22 protein-coding genes are annotated in these 22,981 nt (G+C 67.9%); 11 read left to right on the plus strand and 11 right to left on the minus strand.

Features of this window, described 5'->3' with window-relative positions:
• Nucleotide 1: 1 nt before the first annotated feature.
• Nucleotides 2-1,198: a cysteine desulfurase-like protein gene (locus OO71_RS34750; protein WP_033294294.1), complete on the plus strand. Its 1,197-nt coding sequence runs from the start codon at nt 2-4 to the stop codon at nt 1,196-1,198.
• Entirely contained in the window at nt 1,198-1,926 is a 729-nt protein-coding gene (locus OO71_RS34755) for an enoyl-CoA hydratase-related protein (RefSeq protein ID WP_033294239.1), read from the plus strand. Before OO71_RS34750 ends, OO71_RS34755 begins: the two co-directional genes overlap by 1 nt.
• Here the strand turns inward: OO71_RS34755 and OO71_RS34760 are convergent.
• Entirely contained in the window at nt 1,923-2,489 is a 567-nt protein-coding gene (locus OO71_RS34760) for an LmrA/YxaF family transcription factor (RefSeq protein WP_342669967.1), read from the minus strand. The genes OO71_RS34755 and OO71_RS34760 overlap by 4 nt on opposite strands.
• Complete coding sequence (locus OO71_RS52590) at nt 2,371-3,024, minus strand: GNAT family N-acetyltransferase (protein WP_084145491.1); 654 nt, start codon at nt 3,022-3,024, stop codon at nt 2,371-2,373. The genes OO71_RS34760 and OO71_RS52590 overlap by 119 nt, the downstream gene beginning before the upstream one ends.
• Nucleotides 3,025-3,285: 261 nt before the next feature.
• On the opposite strand from OO71_RS52590, the gene OO71_RS34770 reads away from it, so the two are divergent.
• From OO71_RS34770 to OO71_RS34785, 4 genes are all read left to right on the plus strand, one after another.
• Nucleotides 3,286-3,708, plus strand: a complete 423-nt coding sequence (locus tag OO71_RS34770; RefSeq protein ID WP_033294241.1) for a hypothetical protein — start codon at nt 3,286-3,288, stop codon at nt 3,706-3,708.
• A gap of 367 nt (nt 3,709-4,075) precedes the next feature.
• Nucleotides 4,076-4,699, plus strand: a complete 624-nt coding sequence (locus OO71_RS34775) for an Rv1733c family protein (RefSeq protein WP_063740158.1) — start codon at nt 4,076-4,078, stop codon at nt 4,697-4,699.
• 997 nt (nt 4,700-5,696) lie between these two features.
• Nucleotides 5,697-6,146 (plus strand): helix-turn-helix domain-containing protein, encoded by a 450-nt coding sequence (locus OO71_RS34780; RefSeq protein ID WP_033294243.1) that lies wholly within the window; start codon nt 5,697-5,699, stop codon nt 6,144-6,146.
• On the plus strand, nt 6,143-6,685 hold the full coding sequence (locus OO71_RS34785; protein WP_033294244.1) for a toxin: 543 nt from the start codon (nt 6,143-6,145) through the stop codon (nt 6,683-6,685). Before OO71_RS34780 ends, OO71_RS34785 begins: the two co-directional genes overlap by 4 nt.
• 87 nt (nt 6,686-6,772) lie before the next feature.
• Here the strand turns inward: OO71_RS34785 and OO71_RS34790 are convergent, their stop codons facing one another.
• Nucleotides 6,773-10,102 carry an aminotransferase class I/II-fold pyridoxal phosphate-dependent enzyme gene (locus OO71_RS34790; RefSeq protein ID WP_084145492.1) on the minus strand — a complete coding sequence of 1,110 codons (3,330 nt, stop codon included), beginning with the start codon at nt 10,100-10,102 and terminating at the stop codon, nt 6,773-6,775.
• A 108-nt stretch (nt 10,103-10,210) separates the two neighbouring features.
• Complete coding sequence (locus OO71_RS34795) at nt 10,211-11,152, minus strand: NAD-dependent epimerase/dehydratase family protein (RefSeq protein ID WP_033294246.1); 942 nt, start codon at nt 11,150-11,152, stop codon at nt 10,211-10,213.
• Nucleotides 11,153-11,390: 238 nt separating this feature from the next.
• On the opposite strand from OO71_RS34795, the gene OO71_RS34800 reads away from it, so the two are divergent.
• Entirely contained in the window at nt 11,391-12,515 is a 1,125-nt protein-coding gene (locus tag OO71_RS34800; protein WP_033294247.1) for an MAB_1171c family putative transporter, read from the plus strand.
• Here OO71_RS34800 and trxA read toward each other — a convergent pair.
• The 4 genes from trxA to OO71_RS34820 form a co-directional block, all read right to left on the minus strand.
• The gene (gene trxA / locus OO71_RS34805) at nt 12,497-12,823 is read right to left on the minus strand and encodes a thioredoxin (protein WP_033294248.1); all 327 of its coding nucleotides are present in this window, start codon (nt 12,821-12,823) and stop codon (nt 12,497-12,499) included. The two genes, OO71_RS34800 and trxA, sit on opposite strands and share 19 nt — an antisense overlap.
• Nucleotides 12,820-13,200 carry a MerR family transcriptional regulator gene (locus OO71_RS34810; protein WP_033294249.1) on the minus strand — a complete coding sequence of 127 codons (381 nt, stop codon included), beginning with the start codon at nt 13,198-13,200 and terminating at the stop codon, nt 12,820-12,822. Before OO71_RS34810 ends, trxA begins: the two co-directional genes overlap by 4 nt.
• Before the next feature lie 29 nt (nt 13,201-13,229).
• Entirely contained in the window at nt 13,230-14,429 is a 1,200-nt protein-coding gene (locus OO71_RS34815) for an FAD-dependent monooxygenase (RefSeq protein ID WP_033294250.1), read from the minus strand.
• A 79-nt stretch (nt 14,430-14,508) separates the two neighbouring features.
• A complete protein-coding gene (locus OO71_RS34820; RefSeq protein WP_033294251.1) occupies nt 14,509-14,988 on the minus strand; it encodes a MarR family winged helix-turn-helix transcriptional regulator in 480 nt (159 codons plus the stop codon).
• 124 nt (nt 14,989-15,112) lie between these two features.
• Between OO71_RS34820 and OO71_RS34825 the strand changes: the two genes are divergently transcribed.
• Nucleotides 15,113-16,579: an alpha/beta fold hydrolase gene (locus tag OO71_RS34825; protein WP_033294252.1), complete on the plus strand. Its 1,467-nt coding sequence runs from the start codon at nt 15,113-15,115 to the stop codon at nt 16,577-16,579.
• 53 nt (nt 16,580-16,632) lie between these two features.
• On the opposite strand, the gene OO71_RS34830 is transcribed toward OO71_RS34825, so the two are convergent.
• The 3 genes from OO71_RS34830 to OO71_RS34840 all read right to left on the minus strand — a co-directional run bounded on the left by OO71_RS34830 (nt 16,633) and on the right by OO71_RS34840 (nt 19,220).
• Nucleotides 16,633-17,040: a hypothetical protein gene (locus OO71_RS34830; protein WP_033294253.1), complete on the minus strand. Its 408-nt coding sequence runs from the start codon at nt 17,038-17,040 to the stop codon at nt 16,633-16,635.
• 182 nt (nt 17,041-17,222) lie between these two features.
• Nucleotides 17,223-18,566, minus strand: a complete 1,344-nt coding sequence (locus OO71_RS34835; RefSeq protein ID WP_033294254.1) for an aspartate aminotransferase family protein — start codon at nt 18,564-18,566, stop codon at nt 17,223-17,225.
• Nucleotides 18,567-18,734: 168 nt separating this feature from the next.
• Complete coding sequence (locus tag OO71_RS34840) at nt 18,735-19,220, minus strand: Lrp/AsnC family transcriptional regulator (protein WP_033294255.1); 486 nt, start codon at nt 19,218-19,220, stop codon at nt 18,735-18,737.
• A gap of 179 nt (nt 19,221-19,399) precedes the next feature.
• Here OO71_RS34840 and OO71_RS34845 point away from each other — a divergent pair, with 179 nt between their 5' ends.
• The 3 genes from OO71_RS34845 to OO71_RS34855 all read left to right on the plus strand — a co-directional run bounded on the left by OO71_RS34845 (nt 19,400) and on the right by OO71_RS34855 (nt 22,980).
• Nucleotides 19,400-20,755 (plus strand): APC family permease, encoded by a 1,356-nt coding sequence (locus tag OO71_RS34845; RefSeq protein WP_033294256.1) that lies wholly within the window; start codon nt 19,400-19,402, stop codon nt 20,753-20,755.
• Nucleotides 20,756-20,842: 87 nt separating this feature from the next.
• Nucleotides 20,843-22,072, plus strand: a complete 1,230-nt coding sequence (locus OO71_RS34850; RefSeq protein ID WP_051792609.1) for an MFS transporter — start codon at nt 20,843-20,845, stop codon at nt 22,070-22,072.
• A 71-nt stretch (nt 22,073-22,143) separates the two neighbouring features.
• On the plus strand, nt 22,144-22,980 hold the full coding sequence (locus OO71_RS34855; protein WP_033294257.1) for a hypothetical protein: 837 nt from the start codon (nt 22,144-22,146) through the stop codon (nt 22,978-22,980).
• Nucleotide 22,981: the final 1 nt, after the last annotated feature.

The following is a 22,981-nucleotide window of genomic DNA, read 5'->3' on the forward strand; positions in this document are numbered from 1 at the left end:
CGTGGCCTACGACGTGAACGCAATCCGCAAGCATTTTCCCGCTCTCGAGGGCGGCGCCGCCCACTTCGACGGACCCGGTGGTACCCAGGTACCGGACGCGGTCGCCGAAGCAGTGTCCTCGACACTGTGCGCCGCAATCGCCAACCGCGGCACCGTCACAGCGGCCGAACGCCGCGCGGACGGCGTAGTGCGCGAAGCGCGGCAAGCCGCCGCCGACCTGCTCGGTGCTCGTCCTGAGGGCGTCGTATTCGGGCGCAGCATGACGCAGCTGACGTACGACTTTTCGCGCGCGCTCGCGAAGGACTGGCGCGAGGGTGACGAGGTCGTGGTCACTCGTCTCGACCATGACGCCAACATCCGTCCCTGGATGCAGGCTGCCGAGTCCAGGGGCGTGACCGTGCGCTGGGCGGACTTCGACCCAGCGACAGGCGAACTGTCGACGTCCTCGATCTCTTCGCTGCTCACTGACCGGACGCGGCTGGTGGCAGTCACGGCTGCCGCGAACCTGCTCGGTACGCGTCCCGACATCCCCGCGATCACCGCAGCGGTCCGCGAAGCAGGTGCGCTCAGCTACGTCGACGGCGTGCACCTCACGCCGCACACGCCGGTCGACGTCGTGGCTCTCGGTGCCGATTTCTACGCCTGCTCGCCGTACAAGTTCCTCGGTCCGCACCACGGTCTCCTGGTAGCAGCGCCTGAGCTCCTGGAGACACTGCGTCCGGACAAGCTGTTGCCGTCGAGCAACGCCGTACCTGAGCGCTTCGAACTGGGCACGCTGCCGTACGAGCTCCTCGCCGGGACTACCGCTGCTGTTGACTTCCTCGCCGACCTCGTGCCAGGTGAAGGCGACCGTCGCGAACGCCTGCGTACGTCGCTCGAAGCGCTGGAGGCGCACGAAGACGCGCTGCTGCAGCGTATGGACAACGGGCTCGCCCAGCTGTCGCGCGTAGTGCGTTACGGCTCGCCGACGCGCCGTCGTACACCGACTGTGCTCTTTTCTGTCACCGACAGCACGCCGCAAGCCGTGTACGAGCACCTCGCGACGCGTGGGGTCAACGCCCCCGCGTCGACGTTCTACGCCATCGAATGCTCACGGCATCTCGGCCTGGGCGACACAGGTGCCGTACGCGCAGGCATTGCGCCGTACACGACCGCAGCGGAGGTCGACTTACTGCTGAACGCCGTCGCGGAGCTGTGATGAGCATCGAGACGACGGTCGACGGGCAAGTCACCACCATCACGATCAACCGGCCCGAGAAGCGGAACGCCCTCACGAAGGCGATGTACACGGCCCTGGCAAAGGGCTTCGATGCCGTACGAACACCTGTCGTCGTGCTGACCGGCGCTGGCGGCACATTCACCGCAGGCAACGACCTCGGCGACTTCCTTGCGCACGAAGCCGGTGACCCGACGAAGACCCCCGTACGCGCCTTTCAGGAAGCACTGCTCGCGACGGAGGCCGTAGTCGTCGCGTCGGTCGACGGTCCGGCTGTCGGCATCGGCGCGACGTTGCTGTTGCACTGCGACCTCGTCTACGTCACAGAGCGCAGCTACCTCCAGTACCCGTTCGCGCGGCTGGGACTGGTGCCGGAATTCGGCAGCAGCTACGCCCTGCCACGCCGTGTGGGACCACAGCGTGCGGCAGAGCTACTCCTGTTCGGCGAGCGGCTACCTGCGCGCGAAGCAGCGCAGCTCGGGTTGGTCAACGAAGTGCTGTCAGACACCGCAGCGCTCAGCAAGCGGGTGTCGGAACGCACAGCGACGCTCGCCGAACGGTCAGTGCGCGCCCTAAAGTCAACACGCGCACTGCTGCGCGACCGCACGGATACGAGCGTCGAAGCGCGAATGGACACGGAAACGGCGTACTTCGCCGAACTGCTGCACGACCCCGACACTGTCGCATCCTTACGCGCGAAGCTCGGCTAGCGACGACGCCGCTTCTCGACTGCAGCATCGAGAAGCGGACCTAGCTCGACCACCACCGTGTCGAGTGGTGAGATGTCCCGCTGCGCACGCGCCAGCACAACAGCGCCTTCCAGAGTGCTGATCATCAACACTGCCAGCGAAGCAGCGCGCGGCGCCGAGACGCCCATCTGCTCGAGCGCGGACACGATGGGCCTCCGCCATTGCGCGAAGGCGTCGTTCGCGCGTTCCCGCAACGGTTCGCTCGCCGCAGCCGTGTCGGTGACCGTCGCAACTAGCGGACAGCCACCGTCGTAGCCGATCTCGAGGAACTCTCGCCGCCACTGTTCGATAATTGCCGCGAAGAGCGCCGACGGCCTCGGGTCAGCGAGGGAATCGAGCGCACGTGTTACGCGGCGCGCGGCGTAACGGCCCGCCCAGTCGACCGCTTCGGAGAACAGCTGCTCCTTACCCCCGGGGAAGTAGTGCTGAAGCGAACCCCGCGGGGCCTCGGCATGCGCCACCACTTCGCGCAGTCCGGTGCCGCTCAAGCCTTGCGTACGCAGCAGTTGCGCAGCGCTGTACACCATCCGGTCGCGCGCCGGCCGTTGCGTCATGGAGCACCTCCTCCGTCACCGTGAGTTCGAACTCGTTCTCGCCGGCGAAGGCCGGTGCGAAGCCGAACCCACACGCACGCAGCAATCCTTCCGCAGCGACGTTGCCCTGCTGCACGGTGGCGTGCAGCGTCCAGCCGCGCCACTGTGCACCCTCGGTGACCAGCGCGACCAGACCGCGGCCGATCCCGCGCCGCTGCCACCCATCGGCGACGAGCAGGCCAAGCTCGGCACGGCGCTCGCCGTCCGGGACCGCGTTCAGCAGGCCCGCCGGGGTGCCCGCCACCTCGGCGACAAGCGCGGTGCCGGCAAGGAGGAACCGCTCGTACCGGGCCAGGACCGACCCGGGTTCGAGCGTGCGGGGCAGGGTGAACCGGCGGCGCAGCGACTCCGGGGAACACGCGTGCACGAGGTCGGCGACGGAACCGGCGGTGGCCGGACGAACGCTCGTCATGACAGTCGTCATAACGTCAGAGTGACACGTGACAGCCGCTATGACAAGCGTCATGGAAAATGTCACGCTGCCGACACGGCTCGTGCCGCCCGCAACCCCCGGACCCGGCGACCAGCCACCGGTTTCGGGTAAGGCAAATTCACGTTTCGTATCCGCAGTACCCCATCGGCGGTAATTCCACCGATTAATCGGGCGATGACCACGATGCGTGTCCGGCGAGCCTCTTCGGGTGAAAACGGTTCCCGATACCTTCCGCGGACGTGATTTTTCCCTATCTTTGTCTTCGACGTTCCGGTAGGCGAAAGGGACACGGTCATGACCCAGTCACTCGAGGTCCCGACCAAGGAATTCTGTCTCGACTGGACGATGGACGGCACCGAAGGCGGCCGGGTCCACTTCACGCTGTCCGGTCAGGTGAGCCTGCTCGACGACAAGCGGTTCTACAAGGTCGACGGCGTCTTGTACATCGCCGACGGCAGCGCGTACTGCCGGGAGATCGGGAACCCGCGGCTGCACGTCCGGCGCAACGGTGTCGAGGTGACCGGGCGGCAATGGGGCTGGGAACCGGTCAGCTCCCGCAAGAGCGCGAACCGGCTGTGCACCATGGACGGCTATTTCGTGCGCACCGGTTACTGGGCGCCCGCCGATCGCTCCATCCAGCTCGGAATCGTCGCCGAACAGGGGATCACGCGGCGCCGTTCACACAGTGCGACCGCGACCATCCGATTGGTCGAATGACCATTTCCCGAACGACGGGAAAATCCGGTTATTTGTTCGGAAATACGCGCTGGAAACGCCTGCCGTAAAAGGTTCCAGGACCAGGGCGCGGGGAAACACTGGATCAACATTCCGTGTCCGGCCGGGGAATCGCATTTCACCCAGTGAAACACACAGGCGGAGACGGTCCATGCATTGTTGGTACCGCCCCGCAATCACGGCTGCGCCGTATTGCCCGGATTGGCCTGGACCACCTCCGGTCGATGTCACCCACACGTGTGGTCGACCGGGCGGGAAGTAAGGAGAAACACACCGAATCCCCAGGAAAAACGTGAAAAACGTTGTCCGGGACACAGCGCTCGCGCGCGCAGCGGAGGACCATGGAGGTATGCGGAACAACTCTCGGGCAGGCAGACCACCACATCTCTGTAAACGATTGCTCCGGCGGCTCGGGGCAGCGCGCAATCCGCTCGTCCGCCGGTCGGACCGGGTCGAGGGCTTGCTCGCCGGAATTGCCGTGCTGATTGCTTTGCTGGCGGTTCCGTTCGCGATGGCGATCGGCAGCGCGGACATCGCGGCCGAAACCGCCGCATCGGACGCGCAGCTGCAGTCGCGGCACCAGGTCACCGCCACCGTGCTCACCACGGCCGCGCAACCGGTGGCCTCGGTCGGCGACACCGCGCCGATCGCCAACAACGCACGCGTGAACGCAGTCTGGCAGCCGATGAACGGCGCGACGCGCACCGGGATGATCACGGTCCCGAACGGCTCGGCGACCGAAGGCACCACCACGCCGATCTGGCTCGACCAGGCAGGCAAGCAGACCACCGCCCCGCTGACCCACGCGGACGCGGTCACGAACGGAATCCTGGTCGGCGCGTTCACGTGGCTGTGCGTGGTCGCCGTGCTGGCAGGCGCGTTCTGGGTGGCGCGCCGGGTGCTGGACCATCGGCGGGCAGCCCGCTGGGCGGACGAATGGGCGCAGTTCGCCGGTCCGGAAGCCGTTCGCTGAGGTAGGCGGGCTTTTCAGGGGGACGTTCGCGCGGTTGCCCGCGCTCGGGGCCTCGGCTTCTCGCGGAGGGTTGAGTTGCCGGGGGTTAGGCGGGGTGGGGTCGTTCGCCGGGGGCGGGCTGGGGTTTCCGTGCCGTGCATCGGCGCACGGGCGGTCGGCAGAACGCATCCGGTGTCCGGGACGCTCGTCGGCGGACAAGCCATTCGTGGGGTGCACGGGCAGTCGGTGCAGTTCGCGGGCGCGCGGACGGTTAAAGCAGCTCGCTAGGGCACGGGCAGCGGATGCAGCCCGCCGACGCCCGAACGGACGGGGTCGGCCGGAGCAGCGCGGGTGGTCTGCGCAGCTCACCGACGGGCTCGGAGTGGCTCCCGACCGGCGACCGCGAGGGCAGTCCGTGCCACTCACCAACGCGCTGGCAACTGCACACAACCCGCTGCCGCGCGGGCGGTCTGCGCAGCTCACCCACAGGCTCGAAGTTGGTCCCGGCCCGCGACCGCGAGGGCAGTCCGTGCCACTCACCAACGCGCTGGCACTGCACACAACCCGCAGCCAAGCGGATGGTCCACGGCTCACCAACGCCCTGGCAACTGCGCACAACCCGCAACGGCGCGAATGTGTCCGCACAGCTCACCGACACGCACGCACGCCGCACAAAGCGCCAACTCGACCCCGCCCCACCCAGCCGCGACGAACCACCACCGGTGACCCATCAGCAACCCCCATTGACCCAGAGAAACCGCTATTCGCCGGCCCGGAGGCAGCCGTCGTCCCCCTGCTGCCTCCGGGCCCGGCTGCGGCGGACCGGCGGGGCGACACCCCCAGCGTCGCCCCGGGCGGTGCTACGCCTGCTGCATTGTCCGGGTCGGGCGAGTTAGCCACCAGCTAACCGGCCCGGGCACAGTCTTGTGGAGCGGCCGGGCGATTGTCAACTCTCCGCTAATCTGAGATAGTTGCGTTAGCTGAGAGCAATTAGTGAACAGGGGAGGGGCGGAGCAGCATGTCCGAAGACACCGAGGCCGCAGATGCCCGGCCCACCCTGGCCGCCAGACTCGACGACCTCTTCCGCACCGTGCGTCCGCAGGGGCGGCATTGGACGAACGCCGAGGTTGCGGCCGAGTTGAAGCGGGTGTCTCCGGAGCTGAAGGTCGGCGGGGTGTACCTCTCGCAGCTGCGCACCGGCAAGCGCACCAACCCGTCGCAGGAACTCCTCGCCGCGCTGGCGAAGTTCTTCGGGGTCTCGGTCGCCTACTTCTTCGACGACGAGGTCGCCGGGTCCGTGTTGTCCGAGCTGGCCGCCGTGGAGGCGATGCGGCAGGCCGGGGTGCGCGCGGTCGCGATGCGTGCCGCCGGGATGCGCGAGGAGAACCTGCAGGCCATCACCACGATCATGGACCAGTACCGCAAGATGCAGGGCCTTCCGCCGGTCACCGACGAAGCGGCCCAGTGAGCGGCACCCCGCCCGAAGCCCCGCAGCGGCGCGAGCAGCTGCGGCGGATGCGCGACGAGGGGGCCCGCCGGATCGCCGACCTCGGCCTCCCCGCGAAGTACGACCTGGCCACACTGTGCGAGCGCCTCGGCGAGATCCGCGAACGGCCGATCACCCTCGTCCCGCTGCCCATGCCGGCGTCGCACCCGTGCGGCATGTGGGTGGCCGCACGGGGCGAAGACCTGATCTTCTTCGACGCCAACACCACCGGGGCGCACCAGGAGCACATCATCTTGCACGAGCTCGGTCACATCATCTGCTGTCATCGCGGCTCGGGCGTCCTGGACGACGAGAGCGCCCGCTCGCTCTTCCCCAACCTCGACCCGGACATCGTCCGCGACATGCTGATGCGTGCCACCTACGACGACGTCCAGGAACAGGAAGCGGAAATCATCGCCTTCCTGCTGTCGGAACGCATGGGCACCCCGGCCGAGCCGATCGCCGACAAGCCCGCCGCCGGGGAGAAGCCCCTCGACCGGATCGAGCGCACCCTCCTCTGACCGAGCCGGTTGAGGCCTGGCGTACTTGCAGCCGCTCCCGCGCCGGGCACGTCGAGCTGAGGACTCGGTGACGATCCCCGCCGTCCGCTACCGCAGCGCCGCCAGTTCGGCCGCCAGCGTTGACACCGCGTACTGCAGCTGGTCCTCGCGGTGTTCGCTGGTCAGGAAGAACCGCAAGCGGGTCTGCTCCTCGTCCACCGCCGGGTAAAGGATGGGGTCGACCACGATGCCGCGTTCGTACAGCGCCGTCGCCAGCCGCAGCGTCGTGGTGGAGTCGCCGACCACGCACGGGACGATCGGGGTGCCGCCGGACGAGCCCGTGGGGAGCTCGGCTTCGCGAGCCAGCTTCAAGAACAGGTCCGAGTTTTCCCGCAGCCGGACCAACCGCTGTGGCTCCGCACGCAAAATTTCCAATGCAGAAAGAGAAGCAGCCGCGTTTGCCGGGGTGATTCCCACACTGTACACGAAACCTGGCAGCGAGTACCGAAGCCAGCGCACAGTCCGCGCCGACCCCGCGAGGTAGCCACCGCATCCGGCGAGCGACTTCGACAACGTACCCATCCACAGGTCGACCCCCGAGCGGTCGACGCCGAAGTGGTCCCCGATTCCGGCGCCACGCGGGCCGATCGTGCCGATGCTGTGTGCCTCGTCGACCATCAGCAGCGCGCCGTACCGCCGTTTGAGCTCGATCAGCTGCGGCAGGTCGGCGAGGTCACCGTCCATGCTGTACACGCCTTCGACCACGATCAGCACCCGGCGGAACCGCGACCGCGTGCGGCGAAGCACGTCCTCCAGCCGCGTCATGTCGTTGTGCGGGAACGGTTGCCGCGTCGCGCCGGACAGCGCGCAGCCTTGCAGGATACTGTCGTGCGCCAGTGAGTCGTGCAGGATGAGGTCGTCCGGACCGACCAGGTGGCCGATCGCCCCGACGTTCGTCGCGTGCCCGCTCACCAGCACCAAACTGTCTTCGGTACCCAGGAATCCGGCGATCTCCGTCTCCAGCTCGCGGGAAAGATCGCGGTCGCCGGCGAGCAGGCGGCTGCCGGAAACCGAAGTGCCGTAACGGTCGACAGCCTCGTGCACCGCCGCCGTCACCGCCGGATGCCCGGCCAGGCCGAGGTAGTTATAGCTGGAGAAGGAAAGGTACTGCCGTCCGGCGACCGACGTGGTGGCGTCGAGCCGTCCCTGGTGCTTGCGGAAGTACGGGTTCGGCACGCCGAGCCGGTCGAACTCGCTCAGCCGGGATTCGATCGCGGCTGCCTCCGGGAACTCCTCGATCGCGACCGTTGCAGAGTCCCAGGTCGGCGCAGCGGCAAGCGCTTGCGCCGGCACCGGTACCGGGCCGAGCAGCCCGGCCACCGCGCCGACGGTGAGCGCGTCCTCCTGCTCGATCGTCAGCGGCAAGCCCGGAAGACGTTTGCGCAGACGGGCTTCCAGTTCGGTGAGCATCAGCGAATCGAAACCGAGGTCGTCCACGAGCAGGTGCCCGGGCTGTAGCTCGTCGACCGGGAACGCCGTGGTGCGGGCGATCTCCTCCAGGACGACGGCCAGCGCGTCACCAGCAGGCGTCGGCTCGGCGGCCGGAGCAAGCTTCGCGTCGTCGACCACCCAGTGGCGGCGCGGGCTGAGCGGGCTCGGCGGCAGCGTGCAGCGGGGCAGCCCGTCCGCAACCGGCCGCAGCCCGGCACCGGTCACCGCACGCGGGGCCAGCTCGGCCGGGACCCCGTCCGCGACCTGCTCTTCCCCAGGCGCGACAACCCCCGCGTACGCACCAGGTACCAGCTCACCGATCTGCCCGGACTCCAGCGCGACCGAAGCGGCGACGAGCTTGCTCACGGCGTCGGCAATGTCGTCCGCGGCCACCGCGAGCCGCTCCGGGAACAGCGTGCGCCGGGCGAGAGTGCCGGCAACGGCGGCGAGCGGTGGATTCTCCCGGACGAGCGTCTCGGCGACCTCGCGAGCGTGCCGCGCCAGCCCGGCTCGATCCCGCGCGGTGAGCACGAGCAGCCGCGGCTCTTCCCCGCCAGCCAGCTCGCTCGCTGCCTCTTCCAGGACCACATGGACATTCGAGCCACCGAATCCGAACGCGCTCACCCCGGCGCGGCGCGGACCTTCGCTCTCCCACGGCGTGACCGTACCCGCCACCCGCAGCCCCGCGTCGCCGAGCGCAAGGTGTGCTGCCTGCTCGAAATCCGGCTGCGGCAGGATCTGTCCCTTGTGGACGGCCAAAATGGACTTGATCAGCCCGGCCATTCCCGCGGTACCCAGCGAATGCCCGACCACCGCCTTGGCCGCCCCCAGGTACGCGGGCTCGGCGGCGTCGCGGCGCAGCTCGCCAAGCGCGTTGATCTCGACGTCGTCGCCGACCGACGTGGCCGTGCCGTGTGCCTCCAGGTAACCGACCGATCCTGGCTCCACCCCGGCATCCGCGTACGCGCGGCGCAGCGCCATCAGCTGTCCGGCTTCCTGCGGCATCATGCCGCCTTTCACCGTGCCGTCATTGGACAATCCGACGCCGCGGATCACCGCATACACCCGATCGCCCGCGGCCACGGCGTCCGCAAGCGGGCGCAGCACCAGTACGCCGGCGCCCTCGCCGAGCACGAAACCGTCGGCGCGGCGGTCGAACGGGCGGCATTCTCCGGCCCGGGAAATCGCGCCGATCCGGCACAATCCCACGAAAAGATCGGGTGTGAGAATCAGTTGCGCACCACCGGCAACCGCGATTTTGCACCGCCCCGCGCGCAACGCGAAGACTGCATTGGCCACCGCGGTGAGACCGCCGGAGCACGCCGAATCCAGCGCGTAACTCTCGCCGTGCAAATCGAAAACATTGCTGATCGAACTCGGTCCCATGTTGAGCAGCAACCCGGCCATTGCGGTCGCGTGCAACCCGCTGACCGCCGACGCCGTTTCGGCGAGCGCCGGGTCACCCGAGCGCCCGAACTCGCCGCCGGCCAGCTGCCGCAGCCGGATGTGCAGGGTGCTCATCTCGCGGTAGCCGCTGTCGCTGAGCGACATGATCACCGACGTGTCGTCGCGGTCGAATCCGGTGGATTCCCAGCCTGCGTCCTGCAAGGCCTCCCGGGTGAGGTCGACCAACAGGCGATGCTGCGGGTCGAGCGATTTCGCCCGCCGCGGCGGGATCCCGTAGTGCGTCGCGTCGAAGTCGCCGACGTCGTCCAGCAACGCCATCCGGTCGGAGTACGCCGCCGAACCGTCCCGGAAGTCCTCGCTGAAGAACGCGTCCCGGCGCCACCGGGAGTCAGGGACGCGGCGAAACTGCGGTTTCGGTTCGCTCAGCAGATCCCAGTACTCGTTGACGTTGCGGGCGCCCGGAAAACGGCACCCCATTCCGACGACCGCGATGTCCTGGCCATTTCCGGATTTCCCCCACGCAGATCCTGCAGACGCCATCGCATGACTTCCTCGCGCCGATCCCCACTTCGGTCGGCACCGAGATTGCCGGGTCGCGCCGGGATTTTCAAGCGGATTCGGAAAATTGCCGGAAAATGGGACCGGAAATCAACGCTCGGTAGCCGCACGCTCACGCCACCACGTCACCGTTTCGGCGGCCTGGTCCTTCTCCGGTGTCGGCCGCAAGCCCAGAAGATGTTGTGCGGCTTGGGAATCGACCACGAACGGGCGGTCGAACTGGTACCGGACCTCGGCCAGCTCCCGCAGCAACGGCGAAACGACTGCACCCACGCGCAGTAACACCGGAGAAAGGCGTTGCACACCCACTGGTGCCACTCCAGCCGCTTCACACAACAACGCCACCATCACGCGCGCGGACCGCGGTTCCCCGGTCGGCACATGCCACGCTTTGCCCCACGCCTTTTCTTCTTTCGCGACCGCGACGAGCGTGCGCGCGACATCCGGCAGGTACGTCCAGCTGTGCGGCGCATCCGGATCACCCATCACCTGGACCTTGCGTCCCTTCAGCACCAGCGGCACCACGCGGGAAGCGAGGTGCCCGCCATCGGTCACCCCGGGTCCGAAGAAGTCGGACGCCCGCACTTCCACCGCGCGGATCCGGCCCTCGGCGTGCAGCGTGTGCAGCTGATCCCACAGCCGCGCGCGCATCCGGCCCTTCGGACCGGTGGCTGCCAGCGGCAGGTTCTCGGTGAGCGGACCGTCGACCGGACCGTAGCCGTACAGGTTCCCGAGCGACACGAGCAGCGCGCCGGTGGCCTCGGCGGTGGTACAGATCGAGTCCGCGAGCGGGGGCCAGTCGTCGGCCCATTGGTGGTACGGCGGGCTCGCGCAGCTGTAGATCGCCGTCGCGCCCTTGGCCGCCGAGGTGAGCGCAGCATGGTCGGCGGCGTCGAGCACCACGTGCTCCAGGCCCGGCTCGCTCTCGCGCGGCGAGCGGCCGATCACCCGCACCCGCTCCCCTTGCCGGGCGAGCAGCCGCGCGGTCGCCGCCCCCGCCGGTCCGAACCCGATGACCACGTGAAGACTCATGGCCGACACCCTAGCGAGCATCCGGATTCGTGACTTCCGGTTCACCGTCCGGCCTGCCGGACCGCGGTCGGGGCGGGCCCCCGACACCCTCGGTCGACCCGGTGTTAACCCAGGCCAGGACCCGTTTTCCGGCTCTAGTTCCGCCGCCTGCGGTCGTGTAGGGTCGCCGATCATGGACCGTTCCGCCGAGGAGGCCTATGCGCTCGCCTGACCTCGCCTGGCATACCCGGGGACCGGAGTGAACGCACTGAAGATCGCGCTCTTCGCGCTGTCGGCGATCTCGTCGTACGCCGCGTTGCTGTACAAGCTGTTCTCGATGCGGCGGTCGTGGCGCGACCCGGCGTACATCGCGCTGATGACCACATTGATCCTGCAGTGCATCACGTTCACGCTCGGCGCGCTCTCGCTCAGCATCACCTCGGTCCTGGGGGTGCCGAACCTCGCGATCCTGATCCTGCACCTCGCGGCCGTCGCGTACTGCATCAGCGCGCAGATCCTGTTGCTGCTGTGGGCGAATGCACTCGACGAAATCCGCTCGACCGTGCGCGCGTGGATCATGTCCGGCGCAGCGCTGTACGCGGTGCTCATCGTGCTTTTCTTCATCGGCAACCGTCCGGGCACCCCGGCGACCGCGTTCGGGACCGGCAGCAGCAACCCGGTGATCCTCGCGTACCTGCTGCTGTTCATCGTTTCGCAGGCGGTGCCATGCGTCACGATCTACCTGCAGTGCCTGCCGTACGCGCGCAGCACGTCGAAACCATGGCTGCGCCGTACGTTGCGTACGCTCGCCGTCGGCGCAGTAGTGCTCTTTCTGTACTGCGCCGCGCGCACAGTGAACATTCTCAGCCCACTGTTGGGCTTCCGGATGGGCTCGTGGGCGATCGCGGCGTCGTTGTTCAGCGCGCTGGGCATCGTGATCGTGTCGTTCGGGCTCACCATGCCGTCGTGGGGCGAGCACGTTTCGAGTGTCGCGAGGTGGTTCCGCAACTACAGCTCCTACCGCGCGCTGTACCCGCTGTGGCATTCGCTGTACGAGTCTTCGCCGGGCATCGCGCTCGAACCGCCGACTGCCGGTGAGCGACGCTTGTCAGACCTGCACTACCGCCTGCACCGCCGCGTGATCGAGATCCGCGACGGCTGGCGCGCGTTGCGGCCGTACATGGATCGCGCCGAGACGAACGGCGCCGACCAGGCGGTGGCGGAGGCCACGAAGATCAAACAGGCGCTGCAGGCGAAGAACTCCGGCCTGACCCCGGCGCAGAACCACGATCCCGGCGCCTTCGACGACTACGACGCCAAGACGTTCGCCGCCGAAGTCGCCTGGCTGACGCAGGTTTCGGCCGCCTACGAGAGGCTCGGCTGAGACTCGAGCAGCTCGTCCAATCCGGCCAGCAGCTTCGCCTTCGGCCGGGCGCCCACGAAGGAAGCGACCGGCTTCCCGTCGCGGAAGAGCATCAACGTGGGCAACGACATCACCTCGTACGCGCGAGCAGTTTCGGGGTTCTCGTCGGTGTCGACCACGCGCACGGTGAGGCCGGGTCGTTCCGCCGCGATCTCGGCCAGCACCGGCGCGATCATCCGGCACGGCGGGCACCAATCGGCGGTGAAGTCGACCAGTACGGGCTGGTGGTGCTGCAGAACGTCGGCGGCGAAGGTGGCGTCGGTGGTCATCGGGGCTCCTCGGTGCAGGGGTCGGCAGGGTGCGTGGCGGCGGCGAGCTTGTCCAGCAGCGCGGAGCGCACGGCGGCGAGGTCCCGCATGCAGGCCTCGACCTCGTCGAGCTTGCGCCGGTACACCTCGACCGACGCCGGGCACGCGTCGCCGCTGGGATGCCCGGTGCGCAGGCAGTCGACGAACGGACGCGTGTCGTCGAGGCTGAAGCCGACCGTGCGCAGCGTCTGGATCTCGGTGACCAGGCGCAGGTCGTCCTCGTCGTATTCGCGATAGCCGTTCGCCGCCCGTTCCGCGGGGAGCAGGCCTTGCGCCTCGTAGAAGCGCAAGGCCCGCGTGGTGGTCCCGGTCCGCCGGGCGAGTTCGCCGATCCGCATGTCATCGACCGTAAACCTTTCCGCTGGCGTCAAGGCAAGACGTTCACCCGCGACCGGGGATACTCGCGGAACTTGACGCTGTTGGCCGCGCGGTTGCCCAGGTACTGCCACACGCGGCGGCCGATCGGACCGGTCAACCTGCGGTACATCCGGTTGCGCTTGCGCAGCGTCTCGGCAGTGGCGGGGACGAGGAAGTCGGCAGACCCGGCTCCGTTGCGCTGTCCGACGCGGGCGGGCTTGCGCAGCCGCTGCTCGTAACGGGCGAACGCCGTGACGTGGTCACCACCGGCTGCGGCCAGCTCACCGGCCAGCACCTGCGCACCCATCATGGCGAGCCCGGTCCCGGAACCGCCCGGTCCGGCGCACCAGGCAGCGTCGCCGAGCAGCACCACCCGGCCGCGCGACCAGCTGTCGAGCTTGATCTGGCTGACAGTGTCGAAGTACAGGTCAGGCGCGTCGGCGACGGCGGTCATCAGCCGCGGGACCGCCCAGCCCGCCCCGGCGAAGACGTCGGTGAGGATGTCCTTCTGCCGGTCCAGGTCCGGACGTCCGTAGCCGTCGGGGTCACCGCGGAAGAAGAGGCCGACGGTGACCGTCGCCGGGTCGCGGTGGCTGGCGATCATCAGGCCGCGGCCGGGTTCGTTGTACAGCAGGCCGGAGTGGTCGAGGCCGAGGTGGTTGGGCGCGGTGAAACCGGCGACGTGGAACCCGAGACCGGTGCGGAACCGCGACTCCGGGCCGAACGCCGCGGTGCGCACGCCGGAGTGCACGCCGTCCGCGCCGACGACCAGGTCGAACCGCCGGGGCGCGCCGTGGCGGAAGGTGACGTCGACGCCATCGGCCGTCTCGGTGAGCGAGGTGACGCGGTCACCGAAGACGTACTCGGTGTAGTCCTTCGTGTGGTCGTAGAGGATGCGGGCGAGGTCGCCGCGCAGGACCTCGAGCTCGCCATTGGTGAACCCGCTCGGCAACGTGAACGCGGGCTGGCCCGCCGGGTCGAGCTGCACCTGGTCGCCCAGTGCGGTTTCGTGCGCCCGCAGGTCGTCGAGCAGGCCCATCGCGGCGGCGAGCTTGACCTGCTCGCCACGGAAGTCGACAGCCTGTCCGCCCGGCCGCAGCGCAGGCGCGGCCTCGACGACGGTGACGGAGTAGCCGTAGTGGTGCAGCCAGTAAGCGGCGGACGGACCTGCCACGCTGGCGCCGGACACGAGAACGGTTTTGGTGGTCATTTCTGCTCCCCTTGGATCGGATGACCCCAGGTTGCGGCGGACCGCTTACCGTTCCCGCACGAAGCGCTGACGGCGCCGGTCAGCGGTTGCAGGGACCCTCGTGATCGTCCTCGGTGAGCTGGGTGAGCATGCGGGTGAAGACGCGGCCGAGCACGTCGAGCTCGGCTGGGCTGACCTGGTCGAAGAAGTAGCGGCGCACGGTTTCGCGGTGCTGCCCTTGCGCGGCCTCGACGGCTTCGCGACCGGCGTCGGTGAGCCGGACGTTCGCACCCCGCGCGTCCTCGCTGCAGTTCTCGCGGACGACCAGCCCGCGCTTGACCATCCGGCTGACGTGGTGCGACAGGCGGCTGCGGTCCCATTCGACGAGAAGGCCGAGCTCGCGCATCCGGAGCACGCCACCGGGCGTCCTGGCGAGCGGGACGAGGAGCGCGTAGTCGGCCCCGGAGATCCCGGCATCCCGCTCCAGCTGCCGGTCGAGCGCACCGCCGAGCGCGCGGTGCAGCCGCTGGTAGGTGCACCAGACCTCCGCCTCGCGCCGATCGAACGTCTCGTCCGCCATCCGGTGATTCTACAAAAGTCCTGGTCAGTCCACAAAGGACAGTCAACCCCGGGTGGGTGGCGGACGTCACCTGCTGGCAGGATCCACGCCACTGACGTCACGGGTTCACGCCGAAAGGGCACGCATGGGTTTGGGCAGGAAGCTGGCGATCGCCGGGATCATCGCGCTGACCGCAGGAGTGACCGCGACACCGGCGACCGCAGCCGCCCCGATCGGCTGGAAACCGTGCCCCACCGCCCCCGGCGTCGAATGCGGCACGCTCACCGTGCCGCTCGACTGGGATCATCCGGACCGCGGGACCACGGGAATTGCGCTCGCGCGGCACAAAGCCACCGACCCCGCGCACCGGATCGGCTCGATCCTCATGGACCCCGGCGGCCCGGGCGGCGCGGGCGCCGGCGAGGTACAGGACGGCTGGTCCCTTTCACCCCGCATCACTGCCCGGTTCGACACCGTCGGATTCGATCCGCGCGGGGTCGGGCAGAGCACGCCGGTGCGCTGCGGTCTCGACGAAATCACCGCGGACCACCCACAGCTGCCCAAGAATTCCGCCGAATTCCAGCAGCTGGTCTCCTACAATCGGGCGCTTGGACGGAGTTGCCGGCGGATCACCGGGCCGCTCGCCGAGCACGTCGACACCCGCAGCGTCGTCCGGGACATGGACGCGATCCGCGCCGCGCTCGGCGACGAGAAGCTGACGTACTACGGCGTCTCCTACGGCACGTTGATGGGCCAGCAGTACGCCGAGGCGTACCCGGATCGCGTGCGCGCCCTTGTGCTCGACAGCAACATGGACCATTCGGTGGGGTCGACGTGGGACTTCCTGCGCACGGAAACCGTGGCGGCGCAAGAGTCGTTCGACGAATTCGCCGCTTGGTGTGATCGGTCGAAGTCTTGCGCGTTGCACGGACAGGACGTGCGCGCCGTGATGGCCGACCTGTACTCCCGCGCGGAACGCGGCGACCTCGGTACCCCCGACGACCGGCTCGACCCGGTCGCGCTCGTCGGGCTGGTCAGCTCGAACTTCTACGGCCCGACCTGGGAAAAGCTGGCGAAAAACATGGTCGGCCTGCGAGCCGGGAAGCCCGCCGAATCCGGTTTCGCGATCAGCGTCCCGAGCGCGTTCGGCAGCATTTTCTGTTCCGACTGGAGGTTGCCGATCACCAGCTACCCTCAGCTGGACGGCTACCGGCGCGCACTCGCCCACGTGTCCCCCGACCTGCGGTTTTCCCAGCTGGGCTGGACCTCGGCGGTCGGCTGCGCCGGCTGGCCGGGCCAGGTCCGCAACCCGCAGCACCCGCTGTCGATCCGGCCCGGAACGCCGCTGCTGCTGCTGAACAGCCGCTTCGACCCGGTGACGCCGTACGCGTGGGCCGCCCGTGCCGCGCAACAGGCCGGAGCCCCGCTGCTCACGTACGACGGCTGGGGCCACGCCGCGTACTTCAAGAAGAGCCACTGCGTCACCGACACGGCCGACGACTTCCTGCTGGACGGCACGAAACCCGGCGGGAGCAAGCATTGCCCGGCCGTCTCACCGGATGGGCAGTCCAGGATGGACGGTCCGAAGCCGCCGTCCACGGTGCTGTTCTGAGCCCGGGGGCTCCCGTTGCCGGGAGCCCCCGTTGCGTTTTCAGTAGTCGTCTTTCAGTAGTCGTCGCGCCCGGTGAACTGCTGCTCCAGCAACTCGGCCGACCCGGCGACCAGCTCGAGCGGATCGGTGAACTCGTTGAGATCGAGGTTCACGAGCGGAAGCGAATGCCGCAACACAACGTGCTCCCCCATCACCACAATCCCGCCGACCACGAGCGTCCGGCCGACCTCGGTGAGCACATGCAGCAGGTCGACCTCATCGACGCGCGCGAACGGGGTCGCAATCTGCACCCAGTCCTCCCGCCGGTCGAAAACCTCCCGCGCAATCACCACGACCTGCGCCCGCCCCTCGGTCTCGGGGTCCTCCCCGAACGAGACCCGAATGCGAATCTCGTCCGGATCGTCCCGGATCACCTTGTACTCGTGCCTGATGAACCCGACCAGATCGGTCCACTGCGCCACGCGCTTTCCTCCCGTTGGTAGCAACCGAAGATCAGCGTAATGCCGCGGCCCATTCCGTGAAGGGAACCATCACGGAATCAGATTCCCTCATGGTTCCCTTCACGGACTTCCCTGGCACCCAAGCCGCACCCGCGCGCCCACCTGGCCCGGGCACCCAGCCCTGGCCCCGCCCACCCACGCCGTCACAGCAACTTCCAAGCCCCCATCAGCGCTTCCCGCAAAATCCCCTCCATCTCGTCGAACTCCCCCTGATCACACACCAGCGGCGGCGACAACTGCACCACCGGCTCAGCCCGATCATCAGCCCGGCAATACAACCCGCCCTCGAACAGCGCACTGGACAAATACCCGCGCAGAATCCGCTCCGACTCCTCCGCCGTGAACGTCTCCTTACTGGCCTTGTCCTTCACCAGCTCGATACCGTAAAAGAACCCGGTCCCCCGCACATCACCGACAATGGGAAGATCGGTCAGCCGGTCGAGGGTCGCCCGGAAGGCGGATTCCTTCTCCAGCACGTGCCCGTAAAGATCCTCCCGTTCGATGAGATCGAGATTGGCCAGCGCAACCGCACACGAAACCGGATGACCGCCATACGTCGAGCCGTGCATAAACGTCGCCGCGCCACCGGCGAACGGCTCCATCAGCCGATCGCTCACCAGCGCCGCACCCAACGGCGCATACCCCGAGGTCAGCCCCTTGGCTGTGGTGATGATGTCCGGCTGGTAACCGTACCGCTTGGCCGCAAAGTCATATCCGACCCTCCCGAAAGCACAAATCACCTCGTCGGACACCAGCAGCACGTCATGCTTGTCGCAGATCTCCCGGACCCGCTCGAAATACCCCGGCGGCGGAACAAAGCAACCGCCGGTGTTCTGCACCGGTTCAAGGAAAACGGCCGCAACAGTATCGGCGCCCTCGAATTCGATAGCCTGCTCGATCTGATCAGCAGCCCACCGCCCGTAAGCCGCATAATCGTCCGCGTGTTCAGTGGCACGGTAGAAGTTCGTGTTCGGCACCCGCAGAGTACTCGGCACGAGCGGCTCGAAAGCAGCCTTGGCGCCCGGAATTCCGGTAATGGAAAGTGCCCCTTGCGACGTGCCGTGGTAGGCCAGCGCACGGCTGATCACCTTGTGCTTGGCAGGTTTCCCGACGAGCTTGAAATACTGCTTGGCGAGTTTCCACGCGGTCTCAACGGATTCCCCGCCGCTCACGGTGAAGAAGATCCGGTTCAGGTCCCCCGGCGAGGTGGCAGCAAGCCGCTCGGCCAACTCGATCGCAGGCGGATGCGCGTGCCCCCACAACGGGAAGTACGCGAGCTGTTTCGTCTGCCGCGCAGCAGCTTCGGCCAATTCCTCACGGCCGTGGCCGACCTGCACCGCGAACAGCCCGGCAAGACCGTCGAGGTAACGCTTGCCGGTGTCGTCCCAGATGTAGGCGCCTTCGCCACGCACGATCACCGGGATGTCGTCGGCACCGCGATGGGGGGTGAAGTGCAGCCAGAGGTGGTCTTCGGCGGTCGTGGTCATGGCTCCTCGAAACGGGCCTCGAAGCTGCCGGTGCGCCCCGTGGCACACCGGCCGGACTTCTCGGTTATCGCACGAGTCGCCGCCTCCACGCAAGCGAATCAGTCGACGGCGTCACCCAAGACGACTAATTTCATCTACGTTTCGCGAGTTGATCTTCGGATTTCGTCGTCACGCTCGGCGCATCCCCCACTGGTACGCCTGTTTCCGCAGCTTGAGGTACACGAGCGTCTCCGCGGTGCGGACGCCGGGCAGCGTGCGGATGCGGTTGGAGATCACGTTGAGCAGGGCTTCGTCGTCGGCGCAGAGGACTTCACAGAGCACGTCGAAGCGACCGGCACACAGGACGACGTACTCGATCTCGTCCATTTCGGCGAGCGCGTCGGCGACCGGCTCGAGCGGGCCGTCCACCGTGATCGCGACCATCGCCTGCCGTAAAAGCCCGACCTGCAAGGGATCCGAGACCGCGACGATCTGGATCACGCCCGAATCGGACAGCCGCTGCACGCGCTGGCGCACCGCCGCCTCGGACAGCCCGACGGCCTTGCCGATCGTGGCGTAGGCCCGTCGCCCGTCCTCCTGCAACTGCGCGATGATCTGCTTCGAAATGTCGTCGACGACCGGCGGCGCGGGCCGGCCCGGTTCCTGGCTCTGCACCCCGGGATCATCCCCGACCGGCCCCTCCGCAGGCAACGGGGATGGTCGCTCCGAGTGACCGGGGGGCCGCCGACCAGGGCAAGCGGCAACGGATTTCGTCGTCTTCGGCGCGTTGACAAGGGTGCCCGGGTCCTGTTCCATCCGTCGGATTCCAGCGCCGACGGAGGGATAGCCTGCCCATGCCACCCCATCCGGTCCCCGTTCGGACAGTCGACGGCCCGCCCCGCTCGCTGACCCGCTCCATCGGCGTCGGCGGCGGCACCCTGCTGACGCTCAGCTGCGTGACCCCCGCGTCGTCGTTGTTCGTCCTCGTCCCGCCGCTGTTCGCCTCGCTGGGCACCGGGACTGCGCTGGCGATCGCGCTCGCGGTGCTGTTGTGCGTGGGTATTGCGTTCTGCTACTCCGAGCTCGGCACCCTGGTACCGAGCTCGGGCGGTGAGTACGCCATGGTCACGACGGTGCTCAACCGGTTCGCCGGATGGATCACGTTCATGGTGTCGTTCATCGTGATCCTGGTGGTACCGCCGATCATCGCGATCGGGGTCGCCGAGTACCTGTCGGTGATCGTGCACGTCGACCCGTCGGTGGCGGGTGCGCTGGTGATGCTGGCGTCGACCGGGATCGGGCTGGTGAACCTGCGCTCGAACGCCTGGCTGACCGGGATCTTCCTGGTCATCGAGGTCCTCGCGATCATCGTGGTGTCAGTGCTCGGGTTCGCCCACACCGACCGTGCCGCGGTGGTCCTCGTCCGGCCCAGCCTGGACGGCGTTCACCCGATCGCGCTCGTCTCGGTGATCGCCGGACTGGCCGTCGCCCTGTTTGTGGTACAAGGGTTTTCCACTGCGGTCTACCTCGCGGAAGAGATGCGGGAGCCGCACAAAACGGTGTCGCGCACGGTATTGTGGACGCTGGGCATCAGTGCGGTGGTGATCCTGGTCCCGGTCGTCGCCATCACGCTCAGCGCACCGGACCTCGCCACGCTTGACCTCACCGCGCTGGTGGTGAGCTGGAGCAGTTCCACGTTCGGCACGATCATCAGCCTGTGCATTGCAGCGGCGATCGTGAACGCGGTGATCGTGATGGTGATCCAGAACTCGCGCGTGCTGTACGCGTCCGGCCGCGATCGCGCGTGGCCGTCGCCGGTCAATCGCGCGTTGAGTGTGGTGAGCGAACGGTTCGGTGCGCCGTGGGTGGCGACGCTGGTGGTCGGGATTTCCGAGGCAGTGCTGTGTTTTGTGCCGGTGGAGACCCTGAGCGGGGTCACCGGAGTCGCCGTGGTGGCGCTGTATCTGGCGATCTCGGTGACCGTCCTGTGGGCGCGCCGCCCGCGCGTGTGGCGGCCTGAGGTCTGGCGAATGCCGGGGTGGCCGGTGATCCCGGTCGTGGCGGTACTCGTTCTGGCGTACGTGCTGGTCTCGCAGAATCTGCTGGATCTCGGCATCACAGCTGGGGTTTTGCTGGTGGCGGCGGGGTATTGGTGGACCTATCTGCGCCGTCGCGGCGATCGGTGGGTAGTGACCGTTCCGGAGCAGTGAGCGTTTTTTGTCGGTGCTGGGTGACACACTGCGCTTCCCAAGGTGACCGGTAAGGAGTCACCTGTTCGCTCGGGAGGAGCGTCCGCAGTGATTGCCGCCAAACCCCGGCTGCCACGGCACTTTCTCGGATGGTTGAGCGGCGCGCTCGCCTCGCAACTCGGGGACGTCGTCTTAGCCTTCGCTTTGGGATGGGCAGCTTCGGCTCATGGCGGCGTGGTGGCCGGTGTCGTCGTCTCCGCCGTGTCGTTGCCGCAGATGGTGCTGCTGCTGCTCGGCGGCGCCGTCGGTGACCGGCTCGGCGCACGCCAGGTGATGATCGTGGGCGACGCGGTCATGCTGGTCGTGGCGGTGGCTGTCGCGGTGAACTGGATGGGAACCCCACCGGTGCTGCTGGTCGTCGTGGCCCTGATCATCGGTACGAACAATGCGTTTTACCTACCGTCCGAAGGATCGATGCCCCGGCTGCTGGTCGGCGGCGATCAACTCGCCCGAGCCCTGGCGCTGCGGCAGAGCGGAAGCCAGCTTGTGTCGATGATCGGTGCACCGCTCGGCGGTCTGCTGACCGCCTTCGCCGGGCTGCGTACCGCCGCGGGCGCCGACGCGTTGACGTTCGCGATCGTGCTGATCGTCCTCATCCGCATTCGCCCGCGATACACCCGAGGCCCGCCCGGCCAACGCGCCCACCTGCTGCGAGAAGCTGCCGAGGGCGTGCGGCTGGCCTTGACGACTGCCGCGGTGCGCTCTCCGCTTCTCCTCGTCGCAGGAGCTGCCGGGTTGATCCTGCCGTTCGCCAGCATTCTCATCCCGTTGGTGGCCCGGGAACACTCGTGGAACTCGAGTTTCGCCGGTGTGCTGGTCGGTGCGCAGAGCCTTGGCACCATTGTCGCCACGCTGGTCATCAGCAGGCGCGGTGCTGGAGCCCGTCCCGGCTTGGCCGCGCTGGGTGCACTGGTGGTCGTCGGCGCAGGTCAGCTATGCGTTGCGCTGAGCACCCTTTTCGGGCTCATCATCGCGGGCGCATTCCTCGCCGGTGCCGGAACGGGGGTGTTCGTCAGCAACCTCAGCCCGATCATGCTCGGCGCTGCGCCGGTCGCGTACGTCGCTCGCGTACAGGCATTGCTGGGTTTGGTGCAAAGCGCAGCGCTGCTGTTCGCGACCAATGCGCTGGGGTCTCTCGCACACGCGGCGGGGCCCGAGACAGCGATTGTGGTGAGCGCCGGTGCGCTCGGATGCTGCGCGATCGCCGGGTTCGTGAGCGCGCCTGTTCGCCGCCTCACCTCGGCAGGAAGGGAGGTCGTCCGGCTGCCTGCCCGTTGACCCTCATCATGCCGTCAGCACCGCCTTGGCGGGCTTCGGAGCAGGTCGCCTGATGGGCTAGACTTGCCAAGATGGGGCGGGAAAAGCACCAGATTGCGTTGTTCGCCGAGCTGTGCAGTGCGGTCAGCCGCGTGGCTCCGCTCGCCGACGCGCACATCGGCATCGCGCTGGCCGCATGTGATCAGATCGAGAACAAACATCGCTGGCATGCGCAAGCCACCGAAATGTGGGCGTTGTCGATGCCCAGCCCGCGAGATCGCTCCCTGATCGCTGCACTGGTGGCCTTCTATTACGCCCCATTGCTGTCCGATGTGCACGTGCTGCTCGCCGACGACGAAGAGGCGGAGCGGGACGTCGAGATGTACCGGGACATCGGTGAGGAACTGGGGTTCGGTGAGGTCGGGCTGATCACTCCTCGGCAGAGCACGACGGCCCGGCGGTCTGCCTACGCCGCCTCGGTCACCCTTGGCTCGGTGGATGCCGTCAGCCTCGATCCACCTCGAATGTCCACCGGATTGGGTATCTTCCGGGTCAAGTCCGCCCCGGAATCCTTGCAGCGCCGATACCGGCTGGCGAGCCGATTACCCGAACCCACGAGACTTTCGCTGTTCCCCGAGGAGGAACGCCGGACCGCTGACTCCGTGCCGTGCCCCGAATTCGCCGAGCGGCGGGTGAAAGCCATCCGCGACCGGTGCGCGGGTTCCGGCGCGGAACTCGGTCAACGGGTGACCCAGGTCTTGTTCTCCCTGCAGTTCACGGATCGCAAGAACGGAAAACGAGTGGCCGCCGACGCAGGTTTGCTCGAGGCGCTGCTCGCAAAGCATGGCCGGTTGGATCTGCTCGACGCGCCGTATCACGCCGGATCGACGCCGGACGGCGGGTACGAGATCAAGTTCATCGCCGAGTAGG

It is taken from the genome of Amycolatopsis jejuensis (assembly GCF_000717335.1).
Classification (GTDB): domain Bacteria; phylum Actinomycetota; class Actinomycetes; order Mycobacteriales; family Pseudonocardiaceae; genus Amycolatopsis; species Amycolatopsis jejuensis.